The following is an 18,424-nucleotide window of genomic DNA, read 5'->3' on the forward strand; positions in this document are numbered from 1 at the left end:
GGCTTGGGTTTACGGCGGCGCGATAGCAAAGCGGTTATGCCCCGGATTGCAAATCCGGTTAGTCCGGTTCGACTCCGGATCGCGCCTCCAAAAAAGCACCATGCGGGTGTAGCTCAGTTGGTAGAGCGCAACCTTGCCAAGGTTGAGGTCACGAGTTCGAGCCTCGTTACCCGCTCCAAAAAATCGGTCGCACCGATGTTCAGCTGCAAGGCTGAATGAAATGCGCGGGTGTAGCTCAGTTGGTAGAGCGCAACCTTGCCAAGGTTGAGGTCACGAGTTCGAGCCTCGTTACCCGCTCCAATTCACGGGAGATTCGATCAGTCGGATCTCCCGTTTTCTTTTCTGCGGCCTGGATAATCCGCTCGCCGCGCGGGTGGCGAAATCGGTAAACGCAGCGGACTTAAAATCCGCCGTCTCGAAAGGGACGTACGGGTTCAAGTCCCGTCCCGCGCACCAACCTTTCTCCTAAACGGTCAGCGCCTGCTGGCCGTTTCTGTTTTCGGGCTGCCACGCCCGGATGCTCAATCCGCGCCAGCCCAGCACGCGCTCGATCCAACTGCCCAAGGCGATCGGGTCGCCGCTGGTCTCGATGTCCAGTGCGGGTTGATCCGCCGGCATGGGTGCCCACAGCGCTGCTGTGCGGCGCGCGACGGCGGTCTCGATCCGCAGCAGTTCGACGTTCGGACCCAGGGCCGCCTGCCACAGCGGCTCGATCAGCGGGTAGTGGGTGCAACCCAGCAAGGCCGTGTCGACGCTGGCAGCACGCAGCGGCTCGCAATAGCGTGCCACGAGTGCGCGCAGTTCGGCGCTGTCGAGGTCGCCGGCTTCAATCCGGTCCACGACACCGGCACAGCCTTGCACGACCACTTCGCGGTCGCCAGCGTGGCGCTCGATCAGCGCGCGCAACCGTGCGCTGGCTGCCGTGGCTGGCGTGGCAAGCAGGCCGATTCGGCCATTGCGCGTCGCCGCGACGGCTGGCTTGATGCCAGGCTCGGTGCCGACAAAGGGCAGAGCGGGCCAGCGCGCCCGCAAGGCCTCGATGGCGTGCGCTGTGGCGGTGTTGCAGGCCACGACGATCATCTCGGCGCCTCGCTCGATCAGGTGCTCCGTGATTGCGATGCTGCGCGCGCGGATGTCTTCGGCGCTACGCCCGCCATAGGGCGCGTAGGCGGTGTCGGCCAGGTAGCGCAGGCGCGCGGTGGGCAGCAGCGTGCGCAGTTCGCGCAGCACCGTGAAGCCGCCGACACCGGAGTCGAAGATGCCGATTTCTCGGCTCGGGGAGGGATCGATCTGCATGGGCGCGAGCAGTCTAGCTTCGCGATTCGAGAGGCCTCCCCAAAAAGAGTTCCCCCAGCGCTGTCCGGCGTCTGGCTAGAATCGAACGATCGTGCTTTTTTAAGCGCAGCTCTCCCGAAGAGCGCCCGTAGAATCTGGTTAACGTTTACGTCAATTCGAGCTGGAGTTTTCGATGAAGGTCTTGGTTCCTGTCAAACGCGTCGTCGACTACAACGTCAAGGTGCGCGTCAAGAGCGACGGCACGGGCGTCGACATTGCCAATGTGAAGATGTCGATGAATCCCTTCGACGAGATCGCCGTCGAAGAGGCCGTGCGCCTGAAGGAGAAGGGCGTCATCACCGAGGTGATCGCCGTGTCCTGCGGCGTCACGCAGTGCCAGGAGACGCTGCGCACGGCCATGGCCATCGGCGCCGACCGCGCCATCCTGGTGGAAGTGCCCGCCGACCTCGAACTGCAGCCGCTGGCCGTCGCCAAGCTGCTGAAGGCGCTGGTCGACAAGGAGGGCCCGAGCCTGGTCATCCTGGGCAAGCAGGCCATCGATGATGATTGCAACCAGACCGGCCAGATGCTGGCCGCGCTGACCGGCATGCCGCAAGGCACTTTCGCGTCCAAGGTGGAGGTGGCGGGCGACAAGGTCTCCGTCACGCGCGAAGTCGACGGCGGCCTCGAGACCGTATCACTGACCCTGCCGGCCGTCATCACGACCGACCTGCGCCTGAACGAGCCGCGTTACGTGACGCTGCCCAACATCATGAAGGCCAAGAAGAAGCAGCTTGACATCGTCAAGCCGGCCGACCTGGGTGTGGACGTGACGCCGCGCATCAAGACGCTCAAGGTCAGCGAGCCGCCAAAGCGTGGCGCTGGCGTGAAGGTGGCTGACGTGGCTGCCCTGGTGAACAAACTGAAGAACGAAGCGAAGGTGATCTGATGACTGCCCTGGTTATTGCCGAACACGACAACGCCCACATCAAGGGCGCCACGCTGAACACCGTCACTGCTGCCGCTGCCACGGGCGGCGAAGTGCATGTGCTGGTGGCCGGCCACAACGCCGCCGCCGCCGCCGCCGCTGCCGCCCAGATCGCCGGCGTCACCAAGGTGCTGCACGCCGACTCGGCCGCGCTGTCCGAAGGCCTGGCCGAGAACGTCGCCGCGCAAGTCATCGCGCTGGCGTCTGGCTACAGCCACCTGCTGTTCCCCGCCACCGCTGCGGGCAAGAACGTCGCACCCCGCGTTGCCGCGCTGCTGGACGTGGCTCAGCTGAGCGACGTGACCAAGGTCATCAGTGCCGACACCTTCGAGCGCCCGATCTACGCCGGTAACGCCATCGCCACCGTGCAGAGCAGCGATGCGACCAAGGTGCTGACCGTTCGCACGACGGGCTTCGACCCGGCCGCTGCATCCGGTGGTTCGGCTGCCGTCGAAACCGTGGCCGCCGCCGCCGACAGCGGCAAGAGCAGCTTTGTCGGCCGTGAGGTGACCAAGAGCGACCGCCCCGAGCTGACCGCCGCCAAGATCATCGTGTCAGGTGGCCGCGCGCTGGGCTCGAACGACAAGTTCATGGAAGTGCTGACCCCGCTGGCTGACAAGCTCGGCGCGGCCCTCGGCGCTTCGCGCGCCGCCGTTGACGCGGGCTACGCGCCCAACGACTGGCAGGTGGGCCAGACCGGAAAGATCGTCGCCCCCCAGCTCTACGTGGCTTGCGGCATCTCGGGCGCCATCCAGCATCTGGCCGGCATGAAGGACTCCAAGGTCATCGTCGCGATCAACAAGGACCCGGAAGCACCGATCTTCTCGGTGGCCGACTACGGCCTGGAAGCTGACCTGTTCACGGCCGTGCCGGAACTCGTCGCCGCGCTGTAAATCCACGCGCCACCGCACTCCGGGCGCCCCGACTTCGTCTGTCGCGGCGCCCTTTTTGCCTCTTTCAGGAGTAACCAATGAGTTACCGCGCCCCCATCAAGGACATGCTCTTCAACATCCAGCACCTCGCCGGTCTGGAGACCCTAACGAAACAAGTCCCTGCCTTTGAGGACTTCGGCCTGGACACGGCCGCCGCCGTGCTGGAGGAATGCGCCAAGCTGACGCAGGACGTCATCGCGCCGCTGAACTTCGAGGGTGACAAGAACCCGTCGAGCTGGAAGGACGGCGTGGTCACGACGACACCCGGCTTCAAGCAGGCCTTCCGTGCCTACGCGGAGGGCGGCTGGCAGGGTTTGGTCCATCCGACCGAATTCGGCGGCCAGGGCGCACCCAAGACGATTGCGGCGGCCTGCAACGAGATGCTGCAGTCGGCCAACATGAGCTTTGCGCTGTGCCCGCTGCTGACCGATGGCGCCGTCGAGGCGCTGCTGACCGCGGGCAGCGACGAGCAGCGCGCCGTCTACATCCCCAAGCTGCTGGACGGCTCGTGGACCGGCACGATGAACCTGACCGAGCCGCAGGCGGGCTCCGACCTGGCGCTGGTGCGCACGCGCGCCGAGCCAGTGGGCGATGGCACCTACAAGATCTTCGGCACCAAGATCTTCATCACCTACGGTGAGCACGACATGGCCGAGAACATCGTCCACCTCGTGCTGGCCCGCGTCGTCGGCGCGCCCGAGGGCGTGAAGGGCATCAGCCTGTTCCTCGTGCCGAAGTTCCTCGTCAATGCCGACGGCGCGCTGGGCGCCCGCAACGATGCGCACTGCGTGTCCATCGAGCACAAGATGGGCATCAAGGCCAGCCCGACGGCGGTGCTGCAGTTCGGCGATCACGGCGGCGCCGTGGGCACGCTGATCGGCCAGGAGAACCGCGGCCTGGAGTACATGTTCATCATGATGAACGCGGCCCGTTACGGCGTGGGCCTGCAGGGCATTGCGATCGCCGACCGCGCGTATCAGAAGGCCGTGGGCTATGCGAAGGACCGCGTGCAGTCGCGCCCGGTGGACGGTTCGGTGGCTGGCAGCGCTGCCATCATTCACCACCCCGACGTGCGCCGCATGCTGATGACGATGCGCGCGCTGACCGAGGGCTGCCGCGCGATGGCGAGCACGGCCGCAGCGGCCTTCGATGCGGCCCATCACCATCCCGACCCGGAGGCCTGCAAGCAGAACCAGGCCTTCTACGACTTCATGGTGCCGCTGGTGAAGGGCTACAGCACCGAGATGAGCCTGGAGGTCACTTCGCTGGGCGTGCAGGTGCATGGCGGCATGGGCTTCATCGAAGAGACCGGTGCGGCGCAGTACTACCGCGACGCCAAGATCCTGACCATCTACGAAGGCACGACGGCCATCCAGGCCAATGACCTCGTGGGCCGCAAGACGGCGCGCGATGGTGGCCAACTGGCCCGCGCCGTGGCCGGCCAGATTGAAGTGACGGAAGGCGAACTGGCCAAGCGCGACAGCGTCGCCGCTCGCGCTGTGCTGAAGGCCCTGCGCGCCTCGCGTGAGGATTTCCTCGCCGTGGTCGACTTCATCGCCGGCTCGGCCAAGAGCAATCCGAATGCGGCCTATGCCGGCTCGGTGCCCTATCTGATGCTGGCGGGCAACCTCGTCGCTGGCTGGCAACTGGCCCGCGCTTTGATGGTGGCGGAAGACGCCTTGGCGACTGACAAGGAATTCATGGCCGCCAAGATCGTGACCGCGCGCTTCTATGCCGAACACATCCTGCCGCGTACCAGCTCACTGCGTGCCGCCATCATTGATGGCGCCGACAGCGTGACGGAACTCAGCCTCGAAGCTTTCTGACGGAGTCCAACTTGGCCCTGCCTCCCATCCTGAAGAACCTGCCGCTGCCCGCCATCGGCTCGCCGCTGTTCATCATCAGCAACCCCAAACTCGTCATCGAGCAGTGCAAGGCCGGCATCGTCGGCTCCATGCCGGCGCTCAACGCGCGGCCGGCCGAGTTGCTCGACGAGTGGCTGGCCGAGATCACCGAGACGCTGGCGGCCTACAACCGCACCAATCCGGACCAGCCAGCCGCGCCGTTTGCCATCAACCAGATCGTGCACAAGAGCAATGAGCGCCTGGAGCACGACATGCAGGTCTGCGCCAAGTACAAGGTGCCCATCATCATCACGAGCCTGGGTGCTCGTGAAGACGTGAACAACGCCGTGCATGCCTGGGGCGGCATCGTGCTGCACGACATCATCAACAACAAGTTCGCCAGGAAGGCCATCGAGAAGGGCGCCGACGGCCTTATCGCGGTGGCGGCGGGGGCGGGTGGCCATGCTGGCGTGAAGAGCCCGTTTGCGCTGATCCACGAGATCCGCGAATGGTTCGACGGCCCGCTGGCGCTGTCGGGCTCGATGGCCACCGGCGACGCCATCCTGGCCGCCCAGGCCATGGGCGCCGACCTGGCCTATATCGGCTCGGCCTTCATCGCCACCGACGAGGCCCGCGCGACCGACGCCTACAAACAGATGATCGTGGCCAGCAACAGCGACGACATCGTCTACAGCAATCTCTTCACCGGCGTGCATGGCAACTACCTGCGCGGCTCCATCATTGCTGCCGGCATGGATCCGGACAAGCTGCCCGAGAGCGACCCGAGCGCCATGAACTTCGGCGGCAGCGCGGCCAAGGCCTGGAAGGAAATCTGGGGCAGCGGCCAGGGCATCGGCGCGGTGCGCGAGGTGCTGCCGGCTGCGGAGCTGGTGGCGCGGCTCAAGCGCGAGTACGCGGCAGCGCGGGCGCGCCTGACGCTGAACTGACGCGGCGCCTGGTTTGCCACGACGGCCGCCTGTGGGCGGCCGTTCTTCTTGGTGGGATGGAGCCCACCAACCCTAGGCCCAGGCGCAGAGGTTCGTCGCTACCATCGCGGCCCCCAACCGTTTTCATCGATCTGCAGATGCCCTTGAAGCCCAGCGCCATCCTCGTCTACAGCGCCACCCTCCTGCTCAGCCTCCAGGCCACCGCCCAGGAGGCCCAGCCGCCCCAGCCTACGGAGGCCCCGGTGGCGGCTGCGGCCGAGCCAGCGGCAAGGCCCGCTTCGGCGAGTGACGCCAAGGTGCTGCCCCGCTTGGCCGTGCGTTGGGACTGCGGCGACTGCGAGCAGAACCCCAAGGTCGGCCCGCTGATCGAGCAGACCTACGAAGCGCAAGCGACGTCCAAGGGGTACAGCGTCGCTCCCGTCGAGAGTGCCGAGGTCGTCATCAAGGAATACCGCCAGCGCCCCCCGGCTGCACGCGTCATGCTGGGCATCTTTGCGGGCAAGGACAAGCTGGCCACCAGGCTGAGCTTTCGCGGCAAGGAATACGTCGCCAGCGACTATTCGGCCAATGCCTTCCAGGGCATGAACAGCCTGTGCGAATCCGTGGCGAAACAGGCGCTGGCGCAGGTGCTGTCAGCGATCAAGGAATGAGCGAGTCCCACTGACCACGTGGTCTGCCACCTGATGCGACGGCCGCCCTCGGGCGGCCGTTTCCTTTGGTGGGTTTCCTGTCCCTGAAGCGGGCGACTCATGAAAACGTCTCGCACGGGTTTTCCATGAAACCGCTTTCTCGCCTCTCCCAGGAGGATGCGACGCAAATTTGAAAGCGCTTTCAATGCGCTTTTGAATAGCGACCTGACTCCGGGAGCGGCTGCATGCCGGGGCGCGCAGTAGGTCTTCGCAGTCGAGACACCGGCCAGGGAAGGGCCATGCCGCCCCTCCCAGCGTTGGGACCCCGAACGACCCGCCGATCCCCACGACGAGCGGGCAAGGAGACAAAGGTGAATCTTGTTTTGCGTTGCTTGCGCCTGCTCGGCGTTTGCTGGTTGCTGGGCCTTGGCCTGCTCGGCACCACCTCGGCCCTGGCCCAGGACTACACACAGGGTGTCGAAGTCAGCGGCACCACGGCCACGATCTGGTTCAAATCCAATGTGTCGACCACCTGGGTCGACGCCCACTACACGGTCAACAACGGCCCGCAGCAGAACATCCGCATGACGGCCGCCAATGGCCGCCATGAGCAGAAGGTCACCGTCGCCACCGGCAACGTGATCGGCTACTGGTTCACCTACAACAACGGCACGCCGGCCTACGACACGCCCAAGTTCAGCTACACCGTCGGCACGCCCCCGGTGGCGAGCGGGCCGGTCTGCTTCTACGCCGACATCAACTACACCGGCGACAGCTTCTGCGCGAGCGCGGATTCGAGCTGGATCGGCGCCGCCTGGAACGACCGCGTGTCGTCCGTCAAGGTGCAGGCCGGCTACCAGGCCACGCTGTTCAACGACATCAGCTACGGCGGCGCTTCGTTGGTGCTGACGGCCAACGAGCCCAATCTCGTCAACCGCGGCTTCAACGACCTGACCTCGTCCTACCGCGTCGGTACCAGCACCAACACGGGTGCCTGGAACGGCCGCACGACCTTCAACATCGTCAACCAGACCGGCGGCCGCTGGCCCGATGACCAGGTCTACTGGGCCATCATTGGCAAGGACTGGGCCACCGGCAAGTTCGTGCGCGTGGACGCCGCGGGAAACTTCATCCCCATGTCCACCGCCGACAACGGCGCGCTGACCAAGGGCGGCGTGACCTACACCAACTACTTCCACAAGCTCAGCAACACCCGCTCCATCACCATCCCGGCGCTGAACTCGGCCCGCATCCTGATGTCGGTGGGCTCGCCGATGTACATCAAGGTCGTCGTCGACGGCAATGGCAACATCGGCTATGCCGGCGCCAACATCGAGAACCCCACCGACCCCAACATCGACGTCTACTTCGATTTCGGCGAGATGGCCATCATCCCGCTGGGCCAGCCGGATCAGGGCATCTTCATCAACACGACGCGTGTCGATCACTTCGGCTTCCCGCTGAAGCTGCGCGTCCAGGGCCTGGGTGGCTACGACCAGACCGTGGGCGAGGCCTTGGCCGAAACGCGTGACCAGCTCTTCAGCAAGTTCATCGCCGAAGTGCCGGCGCAGTTCAAGCCCCTGGCGCAGGCGCCGTACTCGCCCTACCGCATCATGGCCCCGGCCCACGGCACCTTCAAACCCGGCCAGGCCAACGCCAACTATCTGCAGCCCTATATCGACGCCGTCTGGGCCCGCTACCGCAACGAAGACCTGGTCTTCACGCTGCAGAACCTGGGCACCTTCCGCGGCCGTGTCAGCGGTGACCGCTTCACCTTCACCGGTGGCTCTCCGGCGGGCACCTTCTACATCAACGGCAAGCCCGACACGGCCATGGTGCTGCTGGGCGCCGGCCTGCTGGCGGACGCGAGCGGCAACCCGACCAACACGGGGACGCAGCTGCAGATCCAGGCCCAGATCTGCGCTGCGCTGAACCGCCACGTGATGGAGCAGCCGGCCAACTGGTATGTGCAGACCGCGCACTACCCGGCCGGCCAGCTGGGCAACTGGTACGCCAAGTTCTGGCATGACCACAGCATCAACAAGAAGGCCTACGGCTTTGCGTATGACGACGTGGGCGACTTCAGCCCGTCGTTGCACACGACGGCGCCGACGACGGTGACGTACACGATCGGCTGGTAAACCGGTCGAGTCGGGCTTCAAGCCCGATCCGGCGGACGCCTCGCGCAACTGCGCAGGGTGTCCGCCTTGCATTGGGGAGCTGGAGCAGCGGCTTCAAGTCGCAAGCATCAGCGCTGCGACTCAGGGTCGTCGGCGATGCGATTCAGCAGTGGACCCAGCGTACCGTCCGGGAAGACGCGCCGCCAGCCTTCAGGATCCGCCTTGTACATGGGCGGTGCCGGCTTGGCCATGAACTCGGGAACGTAGCCGACCGAACAGGTCTCGCAATACATGCCTTGGATGAAGGGCCCCTGGTGGGCAAATTCGGGCTTCAGGTCGTCGACGGAAAAGCCCTCGCAGGCGCAACCGTGCCGCCAGATCGATGGCGACGCGTGGGGGTGGTCGTCGGCTGGGTTGATCAGCAAGAGTTTGTGACTGACGCGAGTGGCCAAGTTGCAGCGAGGGCAGGCTTCGAGTTGAAGGGCGTGCGCATTCATCGTGAAGTGCTCGTCGTTATCAGCGCTTCGCGTTGATGCGCCAGGCCGGCAGCGTCCAGCCCGTCCACAGGGCCAGGCCGCGCAGCAGCACCGCTGTCGCGGCCGCTGCGCTGATGACGGCCCACTGCGGCGCGTCCAGCCGCACGGCCGCGACGAGCACCCAGCCGCCGACGAAGCTGCACAGCGCATAGGGCCGGTGGTCGTGGAAGGCGGCGGGGATCTCGTTGCAGACGATATCGCGCAGCACGCCGCCAAAGGTGGCCGTGATGACGCCCATCAGCACCGCGACGATGGGCGGCTGGCCCATGTCCAGCGCGATCAAGGCGCCGTTGGCCGTGAACAGGCCCAGCCCCAGTGCATCGGGCCACTGGATGGCCTTCTCCGTCAGCGCCAGGTGGCGCCGGCGCAGGAAGAGCATGGCGGCGAAGGACAGTGCCATCAGCGCCCACAGCCAGTCCGCATGCTCGACCCAGAAGAAGGGCCGGCGGTCCAGCAGCACATCGCGCAGCGTGCCGCCGCCAAAGGCCGACAGGCCTGCGACGATGCACAGGCCAACGACGTCGAGATGCTTGCGCGCGCCGGCCAGCAGGCCGGACAACGCGAAGGCCAGGGTGGCCGTGATCTCGACGACGGACTGGATCGTCGAGAAGTTGATGATGGGCGGCTTGATCACCCCAGCGTCATCTTCCACCGGGGTTGCTTGCGGGCCGAGCGCCGGGCCGCTCCCTAGCCGGCCCGCCCAGGCGATGTGCTTGCCGGTCGAACCGGCAAGCATCGCCGTCCCCTCGGGGGACCGGCCAAGGTATTCCTTGGACGAGGGGCTTCACTTCACTGTGGCCCATTTGGCTTGCGGGGCATCGTTGGCCGAGTGCGGGATGGTCAGACCGGCCTTCATGGCCCAGGGGCGCACCTGGTGGTGGATGGGGATGAAGAGGAACTCGTCGCGCGTGCGCTTCAAGGCTTCTTGCATCAGCGCCAGGCGCTTGGGCACGTCGGTCTCGACCTTCATCTGCTGCACCAGTGCGTCGATCTTGGCGTCACTGACCTTGGAGAAATTGCCCTTGCCGTCGGCGCCGCCGGTCTTGGTGTGGACGATGTCCTGCAGCGTGTACTGCGCATCGAACGTCGTCACGCCCCAGCCGTACATGTACAGCGGCAACTCGTAGCGTTGCATGGCGGCCGAATGCTGGGTCATCGGCTGCGTCGACAGCTTGGCCTTCACGCCGATGCGCGTCCACATCGACACCACCGCCTGGCAGATCTCCTCGTCATTGACGTAGCGGTCGTTGGGGCAGGCAAGCGGCACCTCGAAGCCGTCCGGGTAGCCGGCCTCCGTCATCAACTGCTTGGCGCGCGCCACGTCGGGCTTTTGCACCGTGTCCAGCTCGGCCGAGTGGCCGTAGGCGACGGGCGCCACCATGATGGCCGCCGGCACCGACAGGCCGCGCATCAGGCTGCGCTTGATGGCCTCGCGGTCGATGGCCAGTGACATCGCCTCGCGCACGCGCTTGTCCTTGAAGGGGTTCTTGCCCTTCACGTTGCTGCCCTTGATCTCTTCGCTGCCCAGGTCCAGCGCGAAGAAGATGGTGCGGTTCTCGGGCCCGTCGATGACCTTGAGCCGCGGGTCGGCCTTGAGCTTGGCGACGTCCTGGGGTGGCAGGTCGGTCAGCAGATCGAGGTCGCCAGACAGCAGGGCGGCCACGCGGGTTGCGTCGGACTTGATGGGCAGATAGGTCAGCTCTGAGATATTGCCCTTGGGCTTGTCCCACCAGTCCTTGTTGGCCACCATGCTGATGCGCTGGTCCGGCTGCCAGGCCGTGATCTTGAACGGCCCCGTGCCCATCGCGTTGCGGGACGCATAGGTGTCCTCCTTGGCCTTGAAGTCCTGCGGGTTCTCGGAGCGGTTCTTGGTCGCCCAGGCCTTGCTGACGATGCGCACATAGGTCAGGTTGCGCGTCAGCACGGGGTTGGGGCCTTCGAGCACGAAGTCCACCGTGTGGTCGTCGATCTTCTTCACCTCCTTGATGCCGGAGGCATAGATGATCATGTTGCTGGCCGGGTGCTTGATGCGCTGCAGGCTGAAGACGACATCATCCGCCGTGAAGGGCGTGCCGTCATGGAACTTGACGCCGCGGCGCAGGTCGAAGCGCACCTGCGTGGGCGTCACAAAGGTCCACTTGGCGGCCAGTGCCGGCTCGACGTCGAACTTCTCCGTGTAGCGGGTCAGGCCTTCATAGGCGTAGCCGGTGATGGTGGACGTGGCCGAGTGGTTCTGCGAATGCGGATCCAGCGTCTGGATGTCGTTCTGGGCCGCCCAGCGCAGTGGGTCGGCCGTGGCGGTCAGCGCGGTGGCCAGCCAGGCGGCGGCCCAAAGGGTGGAGATTTTCATGAGCTTCATGGAAGGGTGGTGAAGCGGGCCTCGAAGGTGTCATTCGAGCGGTGCAGGGTCTGGACGCCGGGTTTCATGGCCCAGGGCCGGATCTGATGATGCACCGGAATGAAGAGGAACTCGTCGCGCACACGCAGCAAGGCCTCGCGGATCAGCGCGTTGCGGGCGCTCGCGTCGGGCTCGAACTGGATGCGCTCGACGAGCGTGTCCAGTGCCGCGTCGGCGAGGTGGTTGAAGTTCTGGCCGCCGTTGCCGCGCGCATCGCGGCTGTGGCCCCAGGCCTGCAGGCCCTGATGGGCGTCGTAGGTCGGCATGGAAATGCCGATCAGGTAGAACGGCGACTCATAGCGTTCCAGCGCCTGGATGTGCAGGCTCATCGGCTGGGCGTTGAGCCGCACCCGCACGCCGATGCGAGCCCACATCGCCACCGCGGCCTGGCAGATCTGCTCGTCGTTGACGTAGCGGTTGTTGGGGCAGCGCAGCGGCAACTCGAAACCCTGCGGGTAGCCAGCCTCGGCCAGCAGCTTGCGGGCCTTGTCGGCGTCGAGCTTCAGCGGCGTATCCAGCGCTGCGTCGTAGCCGGTGACGCCAGGCGGCACCATCAGCGCTGCGGGCACCGACAGGCCGCGCATGATGCTGCGCTTGATGGCCTCGCGGTCCAGAGCAAGGTTCAGCGCCTCGCGCACGCGCTTGTCCTTGAAGGGGTTGCGGCCCTTGACGCTGGAATCGCGCAGTTCCTCGCTGCTTTGGTCCATGGCGAAGAAGACGGTGCGCACCTCGGCGCCCTCCATCAGCTTGAGGCGCTTGTCTGTCTTGAGCCGCTGGTAGTCCTGCGGCGGCACGTCGGTGACGAGGTCGACATCGCCCGACAGCAGTGCCGCCACGCGCGTGGGCGCCGACTTGATCGGCAGATAGGTCAGTTCGGTGATGTTGCCCTTGTTGCTGTCCCACCAGTCCTTGTTGATGACCATCTGCACGGCCTGGTCGGGCTGCCAGCTGACGAGTCGGTAGGGGCCGGTGCCGTTGGCGTTGCGCGAGGCGTAGTTCTCCTCCTTGGCCTTGAAGTCCTCGACATGACTGGCGTGGTTGCGCACCGCCCAGGCGCGGCTCAGGATGGCGAAGTTGACGAGGTTCTGCAGCAGCAGCGGTGCCGGTGCCTCCAGCATCAGGTCGACCGTGTAGTCGCCCAGCTTGCGGATCTCGCGGATGCCCGACACATAGGCCTGCATCGCGCCCTGCGGCTCGCGGATGCGGGCGAAGCTGAAGACGACGTCATCCGCTGTGAAGGGGCTGCCATCGTGGAACTTCACGCCGCGGCGCAGCTCGAAGCGCACCTGGGTGGGCGACACATAGCTCCAGCGCGTCGCCAGCGCGGGCTCGGGCTGGTAGTTCTCGCCCCGCCGCGTCAGGCCCTCGTAGACCTGGGCGGCAATGGTCAGCGAGGTGGTGTGGTTCTGCGAATGCGGATCCAGCGTCAGGATGTCGTTCTGCGCGGCCCAGCGCAGCGGGGCCGCGCTGGCGGGCAGGGCGGCAAACAGCCCGCAGGCCAGGGCCGTGAGAACGCCATGTCGCGCCCTCACTTGATGGTGGTGTAGCGAGCCTCGAAATAGTCGTTCGAGCGGTGGATGGTCTCGACGCTCGGCTTCATCGCCCAGGGCCGGATCTGGTGGTGGATGGGCACGAAGAGGTATTCGTCGCGGATGCGCAGCAGGGCTTCCTTGATGAGGGCGTTGCGCTTGGGCACGTCGGGCTCGAACTTGATCTTCTGGATCAGGCCGTCGAGCGTCGCGTCGCTGACCTTGCCGAAGTTGAAGTTGCCGTCCGCGCCGTTGGTGCGCGTGTGGCCCCAGGCCTGCATGCCGTAGAGGGCGTCATACGTGGAGACGCCCCAGCCCAGCATGTAGAACGGCGACTCGCCGCGCTGGAAGGTCTGGCTGTGGGTGGAGAAGGGCTGGGCGATGAGGCGCACCTTGACGCCGATCTTGGCCCACATCGACACCGCCGCCTGGCAGACCTGCTCGTCATTGACGTAGCGGTTGTTGGGGCAGTGCAGCGGCACCTCGAAGCCCTGCGGGTAGCCGGCCTCGGCGAGCAGCTTGCGGGCCTTGTCGAGGTCGGGCTTCAGCGGTGTGTCCAGGGCCGCGTCGTAACCATTCACGCCCGGCGCGATCATCAGCGCTGCCGGCACCGACAGGCCACGCATGATGCTGCGCTTGATGGCCTCGCGGTCCAGGGCCAGGTTCATGGCCTCGCGCACTTTTCTGTCCTTGAAGGGGTTCTTGCCCTTCACATTGGACTCGCGCAACTCCTCGCTGCCCTCATCCATGACAAAGAAGACGGTGCGGATCTCCGAGCCTTCCAGCAGCCTGACCTTGCCTTCTTCCTTCAGCTTGAAGAAGTCCTGCGGCGGCAGGTCGGTGACGATGTCGACGTCGCCCGACAGCAGGGCCGCCACGCGCGTCGGCGGAGACTTGATCGGCAGATAGCTCAGCTCGGTGACATTGCCCGGGTTCTTGTCCCACCAGTCCTTGTTGGCCACCATCTTGACGGCCTGGTCGGGCTGCCAGCTCACCAGCTTGTAGGGCCCGGTGCCATTGGCATTGCGGCTCGCGAAGTTCTCTTCCTTGGCCTTGTAGTCCTGCGTGTTGGTCGTGTTGTTCTTGGTCGACCAGACCTTGCTCATGATGGGGAAGCTGATGATGTTCTGCAGCAGCATCGGCGTCGGCGCCTCGAGGATGAAGTCGACGGTGTGGTCGTCGATCTTCTTGACCTCCTTGATGCCCGAGACATAGGTCTGCTTGGTGCCCTGGGGCTGGGTGATGCGGCCGAAGCTGAAGACGACGTCGTCGGCCGTGAAGGGCGAGCCGTCATGGAACTTGACGCCCTTGCGCAGGTCGAAGCGCACCTGGGTCTGGGAGAGGTAGGTCCACTTGGTCGCCAGCGACGGCTCGGGGCGGTACTCCTTGCCCAACCGCGTCAGCCCCTCGTAGATGTGCGTGCCGATGGCGTTGGAGGTGTTGTGGTCCTGCGAGTGCGGGTCCAGCGTCAGGATGTCGTTTTGTGCGGCCCAGCGCAGTGGGGCGGCAGTGGCCACTCCCAGCGTCAGTGCGGCCAGCAGGGGCAGGAGTCGGAGCAGAGATTTCATGCGGCTTTCCTTGAGAATGGCAGGACGGCAGAAGCCAAAAATACTAGCCGCGACCCCGGGGGTGCCGGCTACGGTTTTCCCTCGGGTTCTAGTGAGCAATCGCAACCGGCACCCGCGGCGATCCAGCGCTTCACCAGCCAGCCGCCCAACTTCCCGATGAAGCCGCTCGGTTGCGCCGCTAGTGCGCCGCACACATAGCGTGCGCCGTCCCAGCGCAGTGCGACGCATGCACCTTTGAGGCGCCGGCTCAGCACGACGCCGAGCGGGCAGGGCTCGGCCAGGCAGCAGACGCCGCAGCCGTTGCAAGCCTGGCCGAACGCGGGCTTGGGCGGCGCGTCGGGGTGGATTTGGATGATCCGTGTCTGGCCCATGGGTTGAATCATGGGCCAGAAGATGGCCCGGACCGCAGCGCCTGCCGCAATCGGCTTGCCACCTCGCTCGCCTGTTCGGTCCTGACATTGGTGAAGCCGATCAACAGGCCCTGGCCGGCTTCGTGCTGGACGGCATGGGCAGACAGCGCGGACGGCGCCAGGCCCTGAGCGCGGGCGCGCAGGACCAGGCCGGTGTCCGGCTCGTGTCCGGGGAAGCGGGCCAGCAGCGTGAGGCCGCCCTCGGGAGCCGCCAGCTCGATGCCGTTGCCGAACTCAGCTTGGAGAGCGCGGGTCAGCGCCACGCTGCGTTCGGCATAGCGAAGCCGCATGCGGCGCAGGTGCCGGGCGTAGTGGCCACCGGCCATGAAGGCGGCCAGGGCGGCCTGTTCCTGCTGGGCATGGCCGCGGTGGGACAGTTCGCAGGCAGCGGTCGTGGCCTCGACCCAGGCAGCGGGTGCGACGAGATAGCCCAACCTCAGCCCGGGGAACAGCGTCTTGCTGAAGCTGCCGGCATAGAACACACGGTCGCGCCGGTCGACGCTTTTCAGTGCTGCCGGTTTGCGGCCGACGTAGTGGAATTCGCTGTCGTAGTCATCTTCCAGCACCCAGGCGTCGGCGGCCTGGGCCCAGTCGAGCAGCGCCTGGCGGCGTTGGAGTGACAGCGCCACGCCCAGCGGGCTCTGGTGGCCAGGCGTGACGACGGCGAGCCGGGCGGCCGGGTGATGTTGCCGCGCATAGGCCACGTCCAGGCCGGCCGCATCGACCGGGATGAAGGCCAGCCGCAGCTGCGCCGCTTCCAGCGCGCGCCGGGCGAAGCGGTAGCCGGGATCTTCGAACCAGACTTCCGCGCCAGGCGGCGCCACCAGGCCGACGACCAGTTGCTGCGCGGCCTGGTAGCCGGCCGTGACGAAGACCTGGGCGGGGTCGCAGGCGATGCCGCGCGACACCAGCAGGTAGGCCGCGATGGCGGCGCGCAGCTCCGGTAGGCCGCGCGGGTCGGGGTAGCAGAAGCGCTGTGCGTCCAGACGCCGTGCCGCACCGGCTGTCAGGCTGGCCCAGAGCGTACGTGGGAACAGGTCCAGCGCCGGCAGGCCGCCGCGAAAGGGCCAGAGGTAGTCGTCGGGCAGCATGAAGGCCGCTACCTGCGCGATCGCGGGCGTCGCGCCCGCCACCAGGCTGCCCGGCTTCAGGTCAGGCGCCACCACGGTGCCGGCAGCACCGCGCCCAAGGATGCAACCCTCGCCGGCCAGCCGCCCATAGGCTGCGTCAACGGTGCCGCGGGCCACATTCAACTGGGCGGCCAGGCTGCGCGTGGACGGCAGGCGCTCGCCCGGCGCCAGCCGCCCGTCGGCGATGGCCTCACGGATGCGCTGGTAGACCTGGTCCTGCAACGGTTGGGCCGACGCGGTTTCCAGGCATAGCGCATCCAGCGGGGAGAGTGATGGCGGTGCGCTCATGGCCCAGTCAATTCGCGTGGATTTGGCTCTGTTGGATCGGGCCATTCTCCGGGAGAGTCTGGGCCATGGACACGCAGCTTCGATCCTCCGCCGCCGACATCAGCGCCAGGGCACCGCTCTCCGCGGCCCGGCAGGCCCTCGCACTCGCGCCGGCCCTTGCGGCGATGAGCTACCCGTTCTGGCTGCGGGCCTTCCATGCCGTCGGCCCGCAATGGCCTCTCGCGGCGCTGCCGCTGCTGGCCGCCTTCGCGATGCCACTGGTCGCCGCGCTGCTGTGGCTGCGCGCGGCCCGCGCGGCGCCCCGCTCGGTCTTCGAACTCCGGGCGCGCCGACTGGCCCTGCTGGGCGTCGCGGCGCCGCCGCTGTTCGTGTTCTGCGCCTTCCTGTTGGGCGTGCTGGGCCGCCCGATCTCCGAGCCGCTGGCTTGGGTGGCCGCATGGTTGGCCGCTGGCCTGTGGGCGTGGGCGGCCCCCCGCAGGGCCGAGCCCGTGGCCGCCCCGCCGGCGGACATGACCGCGCGCGCTGCCCATGGCGTGGTGGCGGCGATGGTGCTGGCCTTCATCGGCTTTCACCTCGTCAACCACCTGTTCGGGCTGCTGGGCCCGCAGGCGCATGCGGCCGTCATGAAGGCTGGGCGCGGCGTCTACCGCATGCCCGCGGTCGAAGCCATGCAGGTGGCGCTGCTGTTGCTGCAGCTCTGCCTTGGCGCGTGGCTGGCCTGGCGCTGGAGCCGGTTGCGCATGGATGTCTACCGCGCCGTGCAAGTGATGACAGGTGTCTATCTCGGCTTCTTCCTGCTCACGCACATGAACTCGGCCCTGGTGTCGGCGCGCACCTTGCGAGGCATCGAGACCGACTGGGCCTGGGCCTCGGGCGCGCCGCAAGGCTTGCTGCTGGACGCCTGGAATATCCGCCTGCTGCCGCACTATGCGCTGGGCGTGTTCTGCGTGCTCGCCCACCTGTGCTGCGGCCTGCGCAGCGTGCTGCTGGCGCATGGCTGGCGGGCGGCGAGCGTCAACCGCGGCTGGCTGGCGGGTTTGATCGCCGCGGTCGCGGTATCGACACTCATCGTGGCCGGCTTGTGCGGCCTGCGGTTGCCCGGCGCTTGAGTCCACGCTGCGAGACGCTAGGCTCCACGCAGGCACCGTCCCTCCCACCACACCGCACGACAAGAGAGTTCAAGATGTCCAAGGTCAGAGTCGCGGCATTCAGCATTTCCATCGACGGTTTCGCGGCAGGGCCGTGCCAGAGCCTGGAGGCGCCGCTGGGCGCAGGCGGTGAGCAACTGCACGAGTGGATGTTCCCGACCCGCACCTTCAAGCAGATGGTCGGCAGCGAAGGCGGCAGCACCGGCGTCGACGACCGCTTCGCGGTGCGCAGCTTCGAGGGTGTCGGCGCCTGGATCCTGGGCCGCAACATGTTCGGCCCCGTGCGCGGCCCCTGGCCCGACGAGACCTGGAAGGGCTGGTGGGGTGCCAATCCGCCCTATCACGTGCCCGTGTTCGTGCTGACCCACCACGCCCGGCCGCCACTGCAGATGGAAGGCGGCACGACCTTCCACTTCGTGACGGACGGGATCGAAGCCGCGCTGCGGCAGGCGAAGCACGCCGCCGCGGGCAAGGACGTGCGCATCGGCGGCGGTGCTCAGACGATCCGCCAGTACCTGCAGGCTGGTCTGATCGACGAGATGCACCTGGCCATCTCGCCGGTGCTGCTGGGCAGCGGCGAGTCGCTGCTGGGTGGCCTGGACATGCCGGCCATTGGCTGGCGCGTCACCGAGCACGAAAGCTCGGGGCAGGCGATGCATGTGGTGATGGCGAGGTGACGTGC

At 66.6% G+C, this 18,424-nt stretch carries 16 protein-coding genes and 4 tRNA genes; 12 read left to right on the top strand and 8 right to left on the bottom strand.

Annotation, left to right across the window (positions count from 1 at the left end; translation table 11 throughout):
* Nucleotides 1-16 precede the first annotated feature (16 nt).
* The 4 genes from ACXJKM_RS00805 (at nt 17) to ACXJKM_RS00820 (ending at nt 456) form a co-directional block, all read left to right on the top strand.
* Nucleotides 17-90: transfer RNA gene (locus ACXJKM_RS00805), tRNA-Cys, on the top strand.
* A gap of 12 nt (nt 91-102) precedes the next feature.
* Nucleotides 103-178: transfer RNA gene (locus ACXJKM_RS00810), tRNA-Gly, on the top strand.
* 46 nt (nt 179-224) lie between these two features.
* A tRNA-Gly gene (locus ACXJKM_RS00815) sits at nt 225-300 on the top strand.
* A gap of 67 nt (nt 301-367) precedes the next feature.
* Nucleotides 368-456: transfer RNA gene (locus ACXJKM_RS00820), tRNA-Leu, on the top strand.
* A gap of 9 nt (nt 457-465) precedes the next feature.
* On the opposite strand, the gene murI is transcribed toward ACXJKM_RS00820, so the two are convergent.
* Nucleotides 466-1,296 (bottom strand): glutamate racemase, encoded by an 831-nt coding sequence (murI, locus tag ACXJKM_RS00825; RefSeq protein WP_457349630.1) that lies wholly within the window; start codon nt 1,294-1,296, stop codon nt 466-468.
* Nucleotides 1,297-1,468: 172 nt separating this feature from the next.
* Between murI and ACXJKM_RS00830 the strand changes: the two genes are divergently transcribed.
* The 6 genes from ACXJKM_RS00830 (at nt 1,469) to ACXJKM_RS00855 (ending at nt 8,756) form a co-directional block, all read left to right on the top strand.
* Nucleotides 1,469-2,224, top strand: coding sequence for an electron transfer flavoprotein subunit beta/FixA family protein (locus tag ACXJKM_RS00830; RefSeq protein ID WP_056198235.1), 756 nt, complete (start codon nt 1,469-1,471; stop codon nt 2,222-2,224).
* Complete coding sequence (locus ACXJKM_RS00835; RefSeq protein WP_457349632.1) at nt 2,224-3,156, top strand: electron transfer flavoprotein subunit alpha/FixB family protein; 933 nt, start codon at nt 2,224-2,226, stop codon at nt 3,154-3,156. Before ACXJKM_RS00830 ends, ACXJKM_RS00835 begins: the two co-directional genes overlap by 1 nt.
* A gap of 77 nt (nt 3,157-3,233) precedes the next feature.
* A complete protein-coding gene (locus tag ACXJKM_RS00840; RefSeq protein WP_457349634.1) occupies nt 3,234-5,021 on the top strand; it encodes an acyl-CoA dehydrogenase in 1,788 nt (595 codons plus the stop codon).
* An 11-nt stretch (nt 5,022-5,032) separates the two neighbouring features.
* Complete coding sequence (locus tag ACXJKM_RS00845; protein WP_457349636.1) at nt 5,033-5,986, top strand: NAD(P)H-dependent flavin oxidoreductase; 954 nt, start codon at nt 5,033-5,035, stop codon at nt 5,984-5,986.
* Between the two features lie 137 nt (nt 5,987-6,123).
* Nucleotides 6,124-6,636: a hypothetical protein gene (locus ACXJKM_RS00850; RefSeq protein WP_457349638.1), complete on the top strand. Its 513-nt coding sequence runs from the start codon at nt 6,124-6,126 to the stop codon at nt 6,634-6,636.
* A 350-nt stretch (nt 6,637-6,986) separates the two neighbouring features.
* The gene (locus ACXJKM_RS00855) at nt 6,987-8,756 is read left to right on the top strand and encodes a beta-1,3-glucanase family protein (RefSeq protein WP_457349640.1); all 1,770 of its coding nucleotides are present in this window, start codon (nt 6,987-6,989) and stop codon (nt 8,754-8,756) included.
* A gap of 107 nt (nt 8,757-8,863) precedes the next feature.
* On the opposite strand, the gene ACXJKM_RS00860 is transcribed toward ACXJKM_RS00855, so the two are convergent.
* The 7 genes from ACXJKM_RS00860 to pdxR all read right to left on the bottom strand — a co-directional run bounded on the left by ACXJKM_RS00860 (nt 8,864) and on the right by pdxR (nt 16,594).
* Nucleotides 8,864-9,187, bottom strand: a complete 324-nt coding sequence (locus ACXJKM_RS00860; RefSeq protein ID WP_457349642.1) for a hypothetical protein — start codon at nt 9,185-9,187, stop codon at nt 8,864-8,866.
* Nucleotides 9,188-9,251: 64 nt separating this feature from the next.
* Nucleotides 9,252-10,007, bottom strand: a complete 756-nt coding sequence (locus tag ACXJKM_RS00865; RefSeq protein WP_457349644.1) for a trimeric intracellular cation channel family protein — start codon at nt 10,005-10,007, stop codon at nt 9,252-9,254.
* A gap of 48 nt (nt 10,008-10,055) precedes the next feature.
* Nucleotides 10,056-11,621: an ABC transporter substrate-binding protein gene (locus ACXJKM_RS00870; RefSeq protein ID WP_457349646.1), complete on the bottom strand. Its 1,566-nt coding sequence runs from the start codon at nt 11,619-11,621 to the stop codon at nt 10,056-10,058.
* Between the two features lie 5 nt (nt 11,622-11,626).
* Nucleotides 11,627-13,201: an ABC transporter substrate-binding protein gene (locus ACXJKM_RS00875; RefSeq protein ID WP_457349648.1), complete on the bottom strand. Its 1,575-nt coding sequence runs from the start codon at nt 13,199-13,201 to the stop codon at nt 11,627-11,629.
* Nucleotides 13,198-14,766 carry an ABC transporter substrate-binding protein gene (locus ACXJKM_RS00880; protein WP_457349650.1) on the bottom strand — a complete coding sequence of 523 codons (1,569 nt, stop codon included), beginning with the start codon at nt 14,764-14,766 and terminating at the stop codon, nt 13,198-13,200. Before ACXJKM_RS00880 ends, ACXJKM_RS00875 begins: the two co-directional genes overlap by 4 nt.
* A gap of 68 nt (nt 14,767-14,834) precedes the next feature.
* Nucleotides 14,835-15,149: a hypothetical protein gene (locus ACXJKM_RS00885; RefSeq protein ID WP_056198218.1), complete on the bottom strand. Its 315-nt coding sequence runs from the start codon at nt 15,147-15,149 to the stop codon at nt 14,835-14,837.
* The gene (gene pdxR / locus ACXJKM_RS00890; RefSeq protein ID WP_457349652.1) at nt 15,146-16,594 is read right to left on the bottom strand and encodes a MocR-like pyridoxine biosynthesis transcription factor PdxR; all 1,449 of its coding nucleotides are present in this window, start codon (nt 16,592-16,594) and stop codon (nt 15,146-15,148) included. Before pdxR ends, ACXJKM_RS00885 begins: the two co-directional genes overlap by 4 nt.
* A gap of 65 nt (nt 16,595-16,659) precedes the next feature.
* On the opposite strand from pdxR, the gene ACXJKM_RS00895 reads away from it, so the two are divergent.
* Both ACXJKM_RS00895 and ACXJKM_RS00900 read left to right on the top strand, forming a co-directional pair.
* Nucleotides 16,660-17,703 (top strand): hypothetical protein, encoded by a 1,044-nt coding sequence (locus ACXJKM_RS00895; protein ID WP_457349654.1) that lies wholly within the window; start codon nt 16,660-16,662, stop codon nt 17,701-17,703.
* A 74-nt stretch (nt 17,704-17,777) separates the two neighbouring features.
* Nucleotides 17,778-18,419 carry a dihydrofolate reductase family protein gene (locus ACXJKM_RS00900; RefSeq protein WP_056198212.1) on the top strand — a complete coding sequence of 214 codons (642 nt, stop codon included), beginning with the start codon at nt 17,778-17,780 and terminating at the stop codon, nt 18,417-18,419.
* The last annotated feature ends 5 nt before the right edge of the window (nt 18,420-18,424 follow it).

Source organism: Roseateles sp. P5_D6 (assembly GCF_054049415.1).

Excerpts from the sequence above, each read along its gene's own strand:
- ACXJKM_RS00840 (WP_457349634.1), top strand. The coding sequence starts at position 3,234 with ATGAGTTACCGCGCCCCCATCAAGGACATGCTCTTCAACATCCAGCAC.
- ACXJKM_RS00865 (WP_457349644.1), bottom strand. The coding sequence starts at position 10,007 with ATGCTTGCCGGTTCGACCGGCAAGCACATCGCCTGGGCGGGCCGGCTA.
- pdxR (WP_457349652.1), bottom strand. The coding sequence starts at position 16,594 with ATGAGCGCACCGCCATCACTCTCCCCGCTGGATGCGCTATGCCTGGAA.
- murI (WP_457349630.1), bottom strand. The coding sequence starts at position 1,296 with ATGCAGATCGATCCCTCCCCGAGCCGAGAAATCGGCATCTTCGACTCC.
- ACXJKM_RS00880 (WP_457349650.1), bottom strand. The coding sequence starts at position 14,766 with ATGAAATCTCTGCTCCGACTCCTGCCCCTGCTGGCCGCACTGACGCTG.
- ACXJKM_RS00900 (WP_056198212.1), top strand. The coding sequence starts at position 17,778 with ATGTCCAAGGTCAGAGTCGCGGCATTCAGCATTTCCATCGACGGTTTC.
- ACXJKM_RS00850 (WP_457349638.1), top strand. The coding sequence starts at position 6,124 with ATGCCCTTGAAGCCCAGCGCCATCCTCGTCTACAGCGCCACCCTCCTG.
- ACXJKM_RS00895 (WP_457349654.1), top strand. The coding sequence starts at position 16,660 with ATGGACACGCAGCTTCGATCCTCCGCCGCCGACATCAGCGCCAGGGCA.
- ACXJKM_RS00830 (WP_056198235.1), top strand. The coding sequence starts at position 1,469 with ATGAAGGTCTTGGTTCCTGTCAAACGCGTCGTCGACTACAACGTCAAG.
- ACXJKM_RS00870 (WP_457349646.1), bottom strand. The coding sequence starts at position 11,621 with ATGAAAATCTCCACCCTTTGGGCCGCCGCCTGGCTGGCCACCGCGCTG.
- ACXJKM_RS00835 (WP_457349632.1), top strand. The coding sequence starts at position 2,224 with ATGACTGCCCTGGTTATTGCCGAACACGACAACGCCCACATCAAGGGC.
- ACXJKM_RS00885 (WP_056198218.1), bottom strand. The coding sequence starts at position 15,149 with ATGATTCAACCCATGGGCCAGACACGGATCATCCAAATCCACCCCGAC.